Raw genomic sequence first — 14,034 nt, 5'->3', positions numbered from 1 at the left:
GGACTGGGTTGTCCTTCGTTCACGCGCACTGGGACGAACAAGTTTATGAACGGTTCTCTGTTAGTAGGCGAGTAACAACACCACTGTCGTATGTTCCGTACACACACCACATCGTCGACGGATCGGTGGTCCGCGTGAGTCTGATGGACCGCGTTTCCGACGGTATCGCCGACCACACGAAGGTCGTCATCGTCGCGCTCCTGCTCGTCACCGCCGGCCTCGGCTCGCAGGCCGCCGCCGTCGAGTCGGACTCCGGCCTCGGGCAGTTCGAGAGCACGAACGACGCGGCGAACGCCTCCGAATACATCGACGAGACGTTCGTCGCGGACAACACGAGCACGACGAGCGTCCAGGTCATCGTCAGGAACCAGTCCCAGAACGGGAACGTCCTGACGAGGGAGTCGCTGCTCGCGTCCCTGCGCTACCAGCAGGAACTCCGGAGCAACGAGAGCATCAACCGGACGCTCGCGGCCGACCGCGGGCTGTTCGGCGTGTCGAACCTCGTCGCCATCACCGCCATCCAGCAGGAGAAGGCCGGCGACCTCCGCGAGCGCGGCGCGGAACTCGAGGCGCGCTCGGACTCGCTCAACGAGAGCCGGGAGGAACTCGAGGCACGCGGCGAGGCACTCAACGAGACCGGTCGCCTCCTCAAGGACGCGCTCGACACGCTCGCCGAGGACCCGAACGCGAGCGTCCGCGCGCAGTTCGAGCAGGTCGAGGCGAACAGTAGCGTCGAGCTCGACGACGAGGACTACGCCACGTTCGAGCGCGCCGCGACCGCGGTCCGCGAGAACCGCTCGGCGATCCGGCCGACCGTCGAGGACGGCACGGAGCGCGTGCTCGCGAACGAGACCGAGGCCATCCAGGAGCGCAAGGTCGCGCTGAACGAGACCGCCGGCCTCCTCAGGGGAGCGCTGGATACCCTCCGGGAGGACTCCTCGGCTGACGTTCGGACGCAGTTCGAGCAGGTGAACGCGAACAGTAGCGTCGACCTCGACGAGGAGGACTACGCCACGTTCGAGGACGCAGCCGAACAGCTCCGGTCGGCGACCTCGCGCGAGGAGGCCGAGGAAGCGTACCGGCAGGGCACCGAGGGCGTCATCGAGGACGAGGCTGCCGCGCTCGAGGACCGGGCCGCGGCACTGAACGAGACCGCACCGAAGGTCGGAGAGGCGCTCTCCGCGATAGCGTCGAACCCGAACGCGAGCGCACGCGAGCAGTTCGAGGAGCTGAACGCGAACACGAGCGTCGACCTCGGCGACGCGGAGTGGCGGGCGTTCAACGCCACCGCCGGCGACATTCGCGCGATCCAGGCCGACGTCGAGGCGAGCTATCGCCTCGGCACGCAGGGCGTCATCGAGGACGAGTCCGCGGCCCTGGAGGAGCGCGCGGAGGAACTCGAGGCCGAGGGCGAGGCGCTCCAGGAGGACTTCGAGGCGTTCCAGGAACGCCAGAGCGAGCTCCAGTCGTCGGGCACGCCGTCGCTAGACGCGCAACTCGAGCACGTCGAGTCGATGAACGAGAGCCAGGTCGAGAACGTGACGGAGACCGTGCTCTCGAACGGCGACGGGGCGTTCGCCGGGCAAGCGCTCGGGTTGATGCCCCAGGACTTCGAGCCGGGGTCGACGCGAGCCGAGGCGCGGATGCTCGTCGCCACCCTCGAGACCGGCTCGGACAGCCAGGTCTCGAACAGTCAGACCGTCGGCGAGAGCGTGACCGCCGTCCAGCTCGAGATGCAGGACGTCGCCCAGTCCGATAGCACGGGCGCTGGCGACGGCGAGGAGTACGTCGTCTTCGGGTTCGGGGTCATCTCCCAGGAGATCAGTCAGTCCCTGACCGACTCCGTGAACATCGTCGCGCCGATGGCGCTGTTGTTCGTCGTCCTGACGCTCCTGGTCGCGTACCGCGACCTGCTCGACATCGTCCTCGGACTGTTCGGCATCGTCGCCGTCCTCCTGTGGACGTTCGGGTTCATGGGCCTCCAGGGGATCTCGTTCAACCAGATCATGATCGCGGTCCCGGTCCTCTTGATCGGGCTGTCGATCGACTACGCGATACACATATTCATGCGGCATCGGGAGGCCCGCACCGACGACGACACCGTCGACGACGTCCGCGGATCGATGGGCGTGGCGCTCGGCGGCGTCGGTCTCGCGCTCACGTGGGTGACGGCGACGACCGTCATCGGGTTCCTCTCGAACCTCACCAGCCCGCTCCCGCCGATCCAGGACTTCGGGGTCGTCTCCTCGGTCGGTATCCTCGCCGCGCTCGCGGTGTTCGGCGCACTCGTGCCGGCGCTGAAGATCGAGGCCGACGAGTTCCTCGAGAACCGCATCGGGCTGGACCGCCGGAAGCGCGCGTTCGGGACGGGCGGCGGCCGGTTCTCGACCGTGCTGTCCGCGGGCGCGGTCGCGGCGCGGAAGGCGCCCACGGTCGTCATCGCGATCGCGCTCGTCGTCTCCATCGCGGGCGGCGTCGGCGCGACCCAGGTCAGCACGGAGTTCTCCCAGGAGAGCTTCATCGCGGACGAACCCGCCGAGTGGCTCTACCAGCTCCCGGAGCCGTTCAAGCCCGGCGAGTACTCCGCGAAGCAGAACCTCGACTACGTCAACGAGAACTTCCAGCGCGAGGACTCGCAAGCCCAGGTGCTCGTGCAGGCGAACGACAGTCGGTCACTGGACTCGCCTGCGGTCATGACGCGACTGAACGAGACCGAGACGGGCCTCGACGGGATGACGACCGCGTTCCGCGGGTCCAGCGGCGACGTCGCGACGCGGACGCCGCTGTCCGTGATGCGCGACACCGCCGCCCGGAACGAGTCGTTCAACGAGACGTTCCATGCGGCGGACACCGACGGCGACGGCGTCCCCGACGAGAACGTCACCGGCGTCCTCTCCGCGCTGTTCCGCGTGAACGAGGACGAGGCCAGTCAGTACGTCCATCGCGTCGAGACCGACGACGGCTACCGGTACGAGGCGATGCAGCTCGTCGTTCCCATCGAGGGCGGCGCGGACACCGGCGAGGTCACGACGCAACTGCAGGCCGTGGCGGCGACGATGAACGGCGACGGTGCTCGCGCGACCGCGACCGGCAGTCCGGTCGTGAACGAGATCGTCCAGCAGGAACTGCTCGACACCGTCATCCAGAGCCTCGTCATCACGCTCGTCGCGGTGTTCGCGTTCCTCATGATCGCGTACCGGATCCAGGAGGGGTCGGCGACCCTGGGCGCGTTCACGCTTCTCCCGGTCGCACTCAGCGTCTCGTGGATCCTCGGGACGATGTACGCCATCGGGATGCCGTTCAACGTCCTGACGGGGATGATCACGAGCCTCACTGTGGGGCTCGGCGTGGCGTACTCCATTCACGTCAGTGAGCGCTTCAACCTCGAACTCGAGCGGACGGGGAACGTCTGGGAAGCGATGGACCGCACCATCACCGGCACCGGCGGCGCGCTCCTGGGGTCGGCGGCGACGACCGTCGGCGGGTTCGGGACGCTCGCGTTCGCGATCTTCCCGGCGCTCCAGCAGTTCGGGGTCATCACGGGGATGACGATCGTGTACGCGTTCCTCGCGAGCGTGCTCGTGCTCCCGAGCCTCCTCGTCGTGTGGGTGAAGTACTTCGGTCCGGAGGCGGACTTCGCGGTGCCGTCGACGCGTGCGGAGGCGCCCGCGGGGGGTGACGATTGAATGGAGGACGGCGACGCCGTCGCCTCGCTGGAGCGACTCGGACTCACGACGTACGAGGCGAAGGTGTTCATCGCCCTCCAGAAGCTCGGATCGGGAACCGCACGGGAGACGTCGCGAGTCGCGGACGTTCCGCGGTCGCAAGTGTATAGCGTCACGGAGAGCCTCGAGGACCGCGGCCTGGTGGAGGTCCAGCAGTCGAGTCCGATGCAGTACCGGCCGGTGAGTGTCGAGGAGGCCCGGAACACGCTCCGGGAGCGCTTCGAGACGGAGTCCGATCGCGCGTTCGGGTACGTCGAGAGCGTCCGGAACGAGCGCGGCGGCGACAACGAGCAACAGGAGGCCATCTGGACGCTCTCGGGGCACGACCACGTCGCCGATCGCACGGCGGAACTGATCAGGGAGGCCGAGGAACGCGTCGTGTTTGCGGCGCGGTCGCCGGACCTCGTCGCGCCGGCCATCGAGGCGGCGCTCCGCGAAGCGGCAGCCGAGGGCGTCGCGGTCCGCGTCGTCAGCGTGAACCCGGACGTCCGAGCGCTGTTCGCGGCCGACGAGGACGTGGTCGCGACCGGGCCGGCGGACGCCACCATCGACTACGAACGCACCGGTCGCGCAGTGCTCGCCGACGGGAACGTCGTCCTAATCAGCGTGCTCGGCGAACGCGCGGACATCCCCGAACTCTCGACGGAGACGGCGTTCTGGACGGCGCGCACGAACTTCGCGACCGTCCTGCACGAACTCGCGTTGAATTCGCTGACGCCGCCCGAGACCGCCTGAGTCGCTCGCGGCGCGAGAACGCTCGCACGGATCACTCGCGGTGTGTGCGACGTCGGCCGATTCGGTACTCCACAACGCGTCTACTGGTCAGGAGAGAGGGGTGCGAGATGCCGCAGCGACGGAACTCGTTCGGGTCCTGGCGCCCGGGCGCTAAATGTGGGATCTGCGAAGTCGGGAGGCGGATGCTCCCCCTGGAGTGGCAGACGATACGGGGTTGGCAACGGATGGTGACAGCCTTGAGTGGGTGGTGACAGCCTTGAGGTGGGGGTGGGGAGGGCGTGGTCGATGGGAGCGGGTGGCGGCGTGTCGCTATAGCACCGCTGCCGCGCTGTGCGACGGCATGGGGAGTGGCCAGTGGTGACGCCGTGGCACGGATCCGGTCTGTCTGTCGACCCTGTTCGTCCGACCGCGTCCCGAACGACGGACTCCTGGTAGTTGTTCGTCACGCCAAAAGAGATAGGCCGGTCGCGTCCCGATCGATCCTGCCGGCAGCGCTCTCACTCGAGTCGGTAGCGCTCTCACTCGAGTCGGTAGCGCTCTCACTCGAGTCGGTAGCGCAGCAGCGCCGCGATGCCGCCGAGGTTCCGGAGCTGCTGGCCGGGCGGGAACTCCGAGGAGAACACGGTGACGTCGCCGCCCTGGCGTTCGACGCTCGTCACCACGTCGTCGACGTCGATCGCCCAGTCGCCGTCGGGGCCGCGTTCCACGCGGAGCTTGTCGTCGAGGACGAGCAGCCGCTCGACCGCGCCGTACTCCGCGGCCTCCGCGACCGCCTCCGGACCGTACGCGGCCTCGTGGCCCTGCGCGATTCGCTTCGTGAGTTCGTCGATGTACTCCGCTTCGCTCGCGATGCGCGTCTGCTGCTGGACGTCCTCGACCGCACCGCGCTTGAGGACCTCGTGGACGCCGCGGTCGCCAACGCCCGAGGTGTCCACCATCGTTATCAGGTCGGCGACCTCGGGGTACTCGTCCGCGATGTACTTGCGCGCGTCCTGCTTCGTGAACCCGGGGCCCGCGAGCACGATCGCGTCGACGTCCATCCGCGAGAGCGCCGCGCCGAGTTCCTCGAACAGTTCGTTCCGGCCGCGCGCGTACTCGCCCTTCCCCGTCGTCCCCGTGAACCGGCCGTTCTCGTCGGTCCCGTACTGCGCGACCGTGTGGATGTACGCCTCGCCCTCCTCGACGGTCGCGATCGCAACGTCCGGGTTCTCCGCGGCTTCCTCGGCCTCCTCCAGGCGCGCCTCCTGGTCGGGCTTCCAGACCTTCTCGACCTCGATCTCGTCGTGGTCCTCGACGTTCAGCGTATGATGGAACCCGAGTTGGTCCTCGCGCGACGCGTCCTCGATGACGCCCGAGACCCGGAGCCGGTTCGCGAACTTGTGGAACTCGACCTCCTCGACGTCGAGCGTCACGAACATGTGCTCGCGCTCACCGCCCTTGTCCCGGAGTTCCTCGTCGTCGCGCTGGATGCGCCGCGTCGTGTCGCCCGCGACGAGGTCCCCGGGCTCGAGGACGTACTGGAGGTGCCAGAGGTCGTCGAGGCTCTCCGGGACGAGCGTGATGCGCTCCCGGCCGCCCTCGACGCGGTACCGGTCCTTGATCTGCATGCACGTGGCTTGCCCCGGACGGTGTAAGTGTCCTGCTATCGGTCGCGCCGACGCCGCCCGACTCGCGCCCGAGCGGACTGGGAGTCCCGAAGCAGTCCGACGGAGACTACTCCAGGACCAATTTGTGCGCTAGAATCCCCATCGAATGCCAGACATCAGTGCGACGATGGTGACCATGAGGACGAGTTCGACCAGACTCAACATGCCGTACTTCTCGTTCAGCGAGGCAAGTCGCTCGTGGTCGGTCTCGTCGGCGGCGATCTCGTCGAACATCCCGGCCGTGAACTTGTGGAGCGGACCGAACCCGAGCACGAGGAGCGCGACTGCGATGGCGAGCGCCCCCCACAGTGACGGTGTCGGAGACGTCAAGAGCCCCATCATGCTGGCGAGCCCGATCCCGGAACCGACCGCGCCGACCGAGACCGGTTCCATGAGCAGATTCATCTTCGGGACGAACCCTTCGGCGAATTCGACGTTCGCTCCCTCGGAGAGTCCGCCCATGACGGGACCGAGCACGACTGCCCCGAGCACCGCAGTACCGAACCAGAATGCCCCGAGGAAGAGATGGACGGTGAACATGATTCGGACGTCGCTCGAGAGATACCCGAGGACGGGGAGGACGAGTGGAACGGCGACGGCACCGACCGCGAACGGTCGGGACGCCGCGTCGGCCATCAAGCGGTACCGCTCGCGCGTATTCGCTGGTCTGCGTGCGTTCGTCAGCGACATCGAACACCCCTCATCGTGTCGAACAACTCAAAGGTATCACACAAAAAAGTGGTTGCCGCGGCGATGCTAGCGAGCGCTACCAGCGCGAGGACGAACTCACCGCGGCCGTCGCACGTCCACCGTCGTCCCGCTTCGGTTCCCGTCAGTCCTCCTTGATGCGGCTGCCGCCGGGCGGCATGAAGTGCTGGATTCGGTCAGGGCTCGCGACCTTCCGCACGAACGACGTGTCCGCGAACCGCTCGCGGAACTCGCGGTAGATGCGCTTCGCGGCGTCGCCCTGCGCGAACTTCCCGGGTTCGACCTCGATCATCGTCTCCGTGCGTTCCGCGGTCGCCGCCGGCGGCCCGCCGACGACGCGCGTCGACGGCTCGCACTGGATGCCGACCGCACAGCCGACGGGGGTGTCCCGGAAGTACGTTCGGTCGCCCCGGACCGCGAACCCGCCCTTCTCCAGGTACTCGCCGGACTCGGGCGTCTTCGACACCTGGTCGCCGTCGACCATGTAGACGTCGCCCGCGTACACGCCGTTCTTCCAGACCGACGAGTACGTCACCGCGAACTGCGCCGCCTGCTCCAGGGTCGCCTCGGAGAAGTCGACGTCCCTCGCCTTCTCGCTCGGGTCCGTCGCCTTCAGTATCGTGACGGGGCCGCCGTGGGCCTGCGAGTGGAACACCTTGTCGCCGGCCTCGAGGTACTTCTTCACGAGTTCCTCGTTCTGGTCGGCGTTCCGACCGCCGATGACGAGGTAGCCGTCCGTCGTGTGGAACCACCGGAATCGCTCGTACCACTGTTCTTGCTGGCGGACCGGAATCGACGGGTCCGACAGCCAGTCGTGGTCGCCCTCGCCGTCCGCGTCCTCGCCGTCGCCGTCGTCGGCACCGTCGCCGTCACCGTCCTCGCCGCCTTCCTCCTGTCGGCGCTCGTACTCGCGCTTGCGTTCCTCGACGTCCTCGAGGTCCTCTCGCGTGTCCTCGATCGCCGCGAGCGCGCCCTCCTTCTTCTCCTCGACGCGCTTTGCCTCCTGGTAGAGCCGGTCCGCGTTGTGCTCGACGCCCTCGCGGACCTGCACGGTCACGTCGTGGTCGTCGAGTCGGAGCGTCACCGTCCCCTCGCTCCCGTCGACACCCACGACCGCCTCCGCGGCCGCGATGCCCTGCTCGGCGCCCTCCTCGAACCGCTCCGCGATCGCGTCCCACGGCACGTCGTCCTCGCGCGCCGATCGGACGGTCCCGAGGACGTCGTCGACGAGGCCGTAGTTCGCGTACAGCGACTCGGCCTGCTCGCGGTACGCCTCGGCATCTTCCTCGAACCCCTCGATCGCGCCCTCCTGCTGTTCGATGATCCGCTCGTACTTCGCGATCTCGCTCTCGAAGTCCGGCGCGTCGTCCCCGCCCGGTTCCCCGTCGCTCCCCTCGTCGTCCTGGCTGCGGTCGAACTCGTAGAAGTACTGGTCGACCGCGTCGGTGAACGTGTCGAACGCCTCCGCGACGTACTCGTCGCGCTCCTCGAGCGGGAACGGCGTCACGTCGACCACTCGACCCTTCCCGTCCGCGCCGCCCGCGCCGCCCGCGCCGTCACCGTCCGCGTCCGGGTCGGTCCGGTAGAGCCGCGGGTCGACGGTCGCGTCCGCGACGTCCTCGCGGAGCCGGTCGAGCGCGTCGTACACGAGCCGGTAGTCGTCCTCGGTCGCGTCCGCGACGTCCATCGTCTTCTCGACGCCCGCGCGACTACAGATCTCCTCCGCCCACAGCCCGCCGAGGTTGAGCTGGGTCGCGAGCGTGCGGACGACGTCCGTCGTCGAGTCGTTCATCTTCGCGACGAACGGCTCGAACTCGATCGCGAGCGGATTGATGCGCGACTCCGGGAACTCGTAGGTCGACCCCGGCGCGACCGTCCGCGATTTGAGGCGGACGGTGCTCAGGGAGTCGACGACCTCGTACGTCTCGTCGCAGACCGCGATATTCCCCTGCCCGAACAGCTCGGCGACGATGATCGTATCCTGGTCCTCGCGCTCGAACCGGAACTCGAGGATGCGGTCGAACTCGAACTGCTCGACGCCCGCGAAGTCCGCACCGGACAGCCTGTTGCGGAGCATCATCGCGAAGTTCGGCGGCCGCCCCGGTGCGTCGGGGACGTGCTCGGGGTCCGCGGCGTGCGCGCGCTTGACGTCACCGACCTCGATGATGAGTTCGACCCGGCCACGGTCGAAGTCCCGCATCTTCAGTCGCAGCAGATCGTCGCCGTAGAGGTAGGCCTTGTCGACCTTCGCGCCCTCGTACGCTCCGAACTCGGAGACGAGCGCGGCGAGGTCGACGCTGGAGAGCTCGCGTTTCGCGTCCATACCGGCGCGTACCGGTGGCTCGCGGAAAGACGTTCCGTTGTCGGGGCCGGCGACCGCCGCAGCGTCTCGGTCCCGGTTAGCGCGATCGAGTCGCTATTGCGAGTCGCGCCCGACTCACCACGGCGAGTCCGTGACGCGAGTGCCCTACTCGTCTCCGGTCCCGTCGGCGCCCGATTCCGATAGTCGCCCGTCCGGTGCGTTCAGGTCCCGCGCCGGCCCGCCGTCGTCGCTATCCCCGTCGCTCGCGTCCTCGGCCTCGTCCGGGTCGTCTGCCGGAACCAGATCGTCGACGTCGCGCTCGTACGCTGGTTTCGAGAGGAACTCAGCGATGCGCTCGCGGTCGCCGTCGTTCAGGCCAGGGTCAGACACGTTACTACCCTAAAACAGAGTTGGAGAGATAAGCAGCGTGTTGATTCACTTCCTCACAACGCCATCGATGAGTGACGCCTGCGTCGTGGCGCCATCGTAACCGACCGCCTCGATTGGACGTCAACCGTGGCGCTCCGGGTAGCTCCGGGGCCCAGAGCGTTGGTTCTACAGGTACTTGGAGACGTACGGGCCGTCCTGGTGGTAGCCGAGCTTCTCCCGGTAGTACTCGCGGACGCCGATGCCGGAGATGACCGATAGCTTGTCGAACCCGGCGTCTCGCGCCCGGTCCTCGGCTTCGGCGAGGAGTCGCCGGCCGTACCCGCGGTGCTGGACGTCCGCGTCCTCGCCGTCGTCGCCGACGCCGACCTGGTTCCCGTACACGTGGAGTTCGCGGACGATCGCGGCGTTCTGGAGCTCGCGCCGCACGGGGTCGTTCGGGTACCGGAGGCGACAGAACCCCACGAGGAGGTCCTGCTCGAAGTCCTCGAAGCTGATGAACTGCTCCGTGCCGCCCGCGGCCTGGTACTCGATGGTGTCGAGCTCGACGGTCTCCGGGTCCTCGTCGTTCATCCCGACTTCGCGGCAGCGGATGCACTCGCAGGTCCACCCGTGCTCGTCCATCACGTCCCACGCGAGCTGGCGGAGGTTCGACTTCCAGACGCCCGCGTCGATGAAGTCCGCGGGGATGTCCCGCTGCACGCGCTGGAGTCTGGTGTACCGCGGAATCTGGGACATTATCTCGGCGACCAACTCAGCGGCGTCCTCGTTCCCGAGCGGGTCGTAGTCGCCGCGCCGCCACTGGTCGTAGATGCGCGTGCCACGCACGACGAGCGTCGGGTAGATCTTGAGGTAGTCCGGCTTCCACTGCTCGCGCTCGAAGATCCGCCGGAAGTCCTCCAGGCACATCTCCTGGCTCATCCCGGGCTGGCCGGGCATCATGTGGAAGCCGACCTTGAACCCGGCGTCGCGGAGCCGTCGGTTCGCGTCGATGCTCGCCTGGACGCCATGGCCGCGGTGCATCTCGCGGTTGATGCGCTCGAACGTCGTCTGCACGCCCACCTCGACCTTCGTCCCGCCGAGGTCGAGCATGCGGTCGATCTGCTCGGGGTCGCACCAGTCGGGTTTCGTCTCGAACGTCGTCCCGATGCAGCGCACGTCTCCGGTCTCGTTCGCGGCGATCACGTCCTCGAGGTACGAGAAATCGGGGTCGGTCTCCGCGAAGCTCTCGCCCTCGGCGGGGTTCGGTTCGCTGTCGGCGTCGAAGTCGTTCATCGCTTCGAGCGCGCGCTTGACGAACCACTCCTGGTAGTCGTGACTCCGCGCGGTCATCGTCCCACCCATGAGTATCAGCTCGACCTTGTCGACGGGATGCCCGATCTCCCGCAGCTGGTTCAGCCGCAGCGTCACCTGGCCGTAGGGGTCGTAGTCGTTCTGTTCGCCGCGCGCTGCGGCGGGTTCGTGGCCGGTGTAGGACTGCGACGACGAGAACTCGCTCGCGGGCCCGCCCGGACAGTAGAGACACTTTCCGTGCGGGCACATGTGCGGGCTCGTCATGATCGCGACCGGCGACACGCCGCTGGCGGTCCGCACGGGCTTGCGCATCAGGACGCCCTCGAGTTCCTCGCGGCGCTCCTGGGGTGCGTGGTCGAGTATCTCGGAGTTCTTCGGGACCTTCGGCGCGGAGTGCTCCGAGCACGCCCGTAGTTTCGCGGACTCGACGTCGTCGCGTTCCAGTTCGCCGGCGAGGATGCGGTCGACGAGGGTCTCGCAGACCGCCCGGAACGCTTCGGTCTCGGTCGGGTCCGACGCTTCGCTCATCGCCGTAACGTCGTTCCGAGACGCGGTTAAGCGTGTCGTCTACGGGCGACCCCGGCGCGTGCGTGGGCGTTCGCCAGCACGTCGTCCGCGAGACGGTATGAATCGGTTATCGCCCGTCACCTCCGCATAACAAACTCGGTACTGGTCGTGGAACGGCCATGACCAGCGACGATTCGACGCGTGTCGCCGCCGTCGTGCTCGCGACGGTCGCGGTGCTCGCCGTCGCGACAGTCGCCGTCGGCGCGGGTGCCGTGGCCGACGGCTCGCCCGCGCCAGTGACGGACGCCACCGGCGACGCAGCGCCGTCACCGGACTGCGACGAAGACGACGAAGACGACGAAGACGACGAGGGCGACGGCTGGTGGGGCGACGACGACGAGGACTGCGACGACGAGGAAGACGAGGACGACGAGGACGACGAGAACGATGGCTGGTGGGGCGACGACGACGAGAACGACGAAAACGACGAAGACGAGGACGAAAACGACGAAGACGAGAACGAGAACGACGAGGACGAGAACGATGGCTGGTGGGGCGACGACGACGAGAACGACGAAGACGATGACGAGTGCGGTGACGACAGCTGGTGGGGCGACGACGAGTGCGAAGACGAGAGAACGACGGTCCCGGAGCCGACGGAGACGATGGTACCGACGACCGCGGAACGGACGGAAACGACCGCTCCGACGACCGCTGAGCCGACGGAGACGACCGCTCCGACGACCGCTGAGCCGACGGAGACGACCGCTCCGACGACCGCTGAGCCGACGGAGACGGCCGCTCCGCCCACGACCGCTGAGCCGACGGAGACGGCCGCTCCGCCCACGACCGCTGAGCCGACGGAGTCGACGACGCGGCCGCCGTCGACCGAACCGCGGACGACTGCGGCGAGTACGACGGCGTCGGCGGACTCCTCGGGCGGTGAGGAGGACTCGGACGCCTGGGAGGGGGTGACGGTACCGGACACGGTCGGGGTGCCGGTCACGACGACCGACGCTCCGCAGGCGGTGTTCTACGTGCGGAACGCGCGGACGTCGATGTCTGCGGTCCGGCCGAGCGAGACGCTCCTCGTGTCGGCGACCGTCGCGAACCGCGGCGACGGCGCCGGCGAGTTCGCGGCGACGCTCGTCGTCGACGGCACGGTCCGGCGGACGCACGAGGTGTCGCTGGCGGCGGGCGAACGCACGACGGTCCGGTTCCGGCTGTCGCTCTCGGACCTCGGACCGCACGCGGTCGCGGTGAACTCACACCGTGCGGGGACGGTATCGGTCGAGGCAGCCGACCGAGCGACGAGCGCGGAGTCCGGCCCGGTGTCGGTGTCGGCGGCGACGGTTCGCGCGGACTGGGTGCAGGCCGGACGCGAGACGGCAGTGTCCGCGGAGGTCTCGAACCCGACGGATCGCGTCGTCAGGCGCGCGGTTGCGGTGACGGTCGACGGCGCCGTCGTCGCCCGACGGACGGTCGTGCTCGCGCCCGGCGAGCGCACACGCGTCGTCGTGCCGTTCGAGGCGGTCGAGGGCGACGTCGCGGTCGACGGCGTTCCCGCGGGGCGGCTGTCGGTGAGTGCTGCACTCGGCGCCGAGGCTCGCGGCGACCCCCCAGCAGAGCAGCGCGACGACGGCGGTAGCGGGGGCGCGTTCCCGGTGTGGGCGGCGCTCGTCGCGACGGTCGAACTCGCGCTCGTCAGCGCGATCGTCGTCGCCGCCGGACTCGACCGTCGACGGTCCACGGGGCGGGGCGAGTCGAGCGACTGACCGTCCACGGTCCACGGAGCGGGACGAGTCGAGCGACTGACCGCCGAGGCGAGCCATTTAGTCCGGTGCGTTCGTGTGCCGATTCCAGTAGCGGTATAGTGACGCACGAACTACGCGCTCGTATGCGAACGACCGTCCGGGACGTCCTCCAGAAGGCAGGGGAAGAGCCGATCACGATGCTGACGGCGTACGACGCCGTGACGGCGACCCTCGTCGACGAGCAGGGCGTGGACGTGATCCTCGTCGGTGATAGCGTCGGGAACACCCAGCACGGGCACGAGACGACGCTCCCCGTGACCGTGGACCAGATGGCGGACCACACGGCCGCGGTCGCGCGCGGTGCGGAGGACGCGCTCGTCGTCGCGGACATGCCGTTCCTCTCCTACGGCGCGGACGAGTCGGAGAGCATCGAGAACGCCGGGCGGATGCTGAAGGAGTCGGGCGCGCACGCCGTGAAGTTGGAGTCAGGCGAGCACACGGTCGACCTCACCGAGCAACTGAGTCGGCTCGGCATCCCCGTGATGGCGCACCTCGGGTTGACGCCGCAGTCCGTGAACCAGCAGGGGTACGCGCTCCAGGGGACGAGCGAGGAAGCGGCGGACCGGATGGTCGAGCTCGCCCGAGCGCACGAGGACGCGGGCGCGTTCTCGCTCGTGCTGGAGCGCGTGCCGGCGTCGCTGGCGTCGCGGATCACCGAGGCGATCGAGATTCCGACGATCGGGATCGGTGCGGGCCCGCACTGCGACGGGCAGGTGCTGGTGGTGGACGACGCCGTGGGTCTCAGCGACTGGACGCCGTCGTTCGTGGAGGAGTTCGGGGACGTCCGCGAGGCGATGGCGGACGCCATCGAGGCGTACGCGGACGCCGTGGAGTCCGGGGAGTTCCCGGCGGCGGAGCACAGCGAGGGCGTCGAGGAACTGGACGACCTGTACTGAGCGCGAACCTGCCGGTCGCTG

General features: G+C 68.4%; 9 protein-coding genes. 4 read left to right on the top strand and 5 right to left on the bottom strand.

Annotated elements, in window-relative coordinates:
* Positions 1-143: 143 nt before the first annotated feature.
* Complete coding sequence (locus G9C85_RS05300; RefSeq protein WP_166037614.1) at positions 144-3,686, top strand: MMPL family transporter; 3,543 nt, start codon at positions 144-146, stop codon at positions 3,684-3,686.
* Complete coding sequence (locus tag G9C85_RS05295; RefSeq protein ID WP_166037612.1) at positions 3,687-4,460, top strand: TrmB family transcriptional regulator; 774 nt, start codon at positions 3,687-3,689, stop codon at positions 4,458-4,460.
* 539 nt (positions 4,461-4,999) lie between these two features.
* On the opposite strand, the gene G9C85_RS05290 is transcribed toward G9C85_RS05295, so the two are convergent.
* The 5 genes from G9C85_RS05290 to G9C85_RS05270 form a co-directional block, all read right to left on the bottom strand.
* Complete coding sequence (locus G9C85_RS05290; RefSeq protein WP_166037610.1) at positions 5,000-6,067, bottom strand: mRNA surveillance protein pelota; 1,068 nt, start codon at positions 6,065-6,067, stop codon at positions 5,000-5,002.
* 129 nt (positions 6,068-6,196) lie between these two features.
* Positions 6,197-6,796, bottom strand: a complete 600-nt coding sequence (locus G9C85_RS05285; protein ID WP_166037608.1) for a hypothetical protein — start codon at positions 6,794-6,796, stop codon at positions 6,197-6,199.
* A 142-nt stretch (positions 6,797-6,938) separates the two neighbouring features.
* Entirely contained in the window at positions 6,939-9,137 is a 2,199-nt protein-coding gene (gene rqcH / locus G9C85_RS05280; RefSeq protein ID WP_166037605.1) for a ribosome rescue protein RqcH, read from the bottom strand.
* A gap of 144 nt (positions 9,138-9,281) precedes the next feature.
* The gene (locus G9C85_RS05275; protein WP_166036126.1) at positions 9,282-9,506 is read right to left on the bottom strand and encodes a hypothetical protein; all 225 of its coding nucleotides are present in this window, start codon (positions 9,504-9,506) and stop codon (positions 9,282-9,284) included.
* 165 nt (positions 9,507-9,671) lie between these two features.
* Entirely contained in the window at positions 9,672-11,324 is a 1,653-nt protein-coding gene (locus G9C85_RS05270; protein WP_166037603.1) for a tRNA uridine(34) 5-carboxymethylaminomethyl modification radical SAM/GNAT enzyme Elp3, read from the bottom strand.
* A gap of 158 nt (positions 11,325-11,482) precedes the next feature.
* Between G9C85_RS05270 and G9C85_RS05265 the strand changes: the two genes are divergently transcribed.
* Together G9C85_RS05265 and panB are read left to right on the top strand one after the other, a co-directional pair.
* Positions 11,483-13,078, top strand: coding sequence for a CARDB domain-containing protein (locus tag G9C85_RS05265; protein ID WP_166037601.1), 1,596 nt, complete (start codon positions 11,483-11,485; stop codon positions 13,076-13,078).
* A 122-nt stretch (positions 13,079-13,200) separates the two neighbouring features.
* On the top strand, positions 13,201-14,013 hold the full coding sequence (gene panB / locus G9C85_RS05260; protein ID WP_166037599.1) for a 3-methyl-2-oxobutanoate hydroxymethyltransferase: 813 nt from the start codon (positions 13,201-13,203) through the stop codon (positions 14,011-14,013).
* Positions 14,014-14,034 lie beyond the last annotated feature (21 nt).

Source organism: Halorubellus sp. JP-L1 (assembly GCF_011440375.1).
GTDB lineage: Archaea > Halobacteriota > Halobacteria > Halobacteriales > Natrialbaceae > Halorubellus.
Note: the sequence above shows the minus strand (reverse complement) of the source record. Positions and strands in the feature narration are given on the sequence as shown.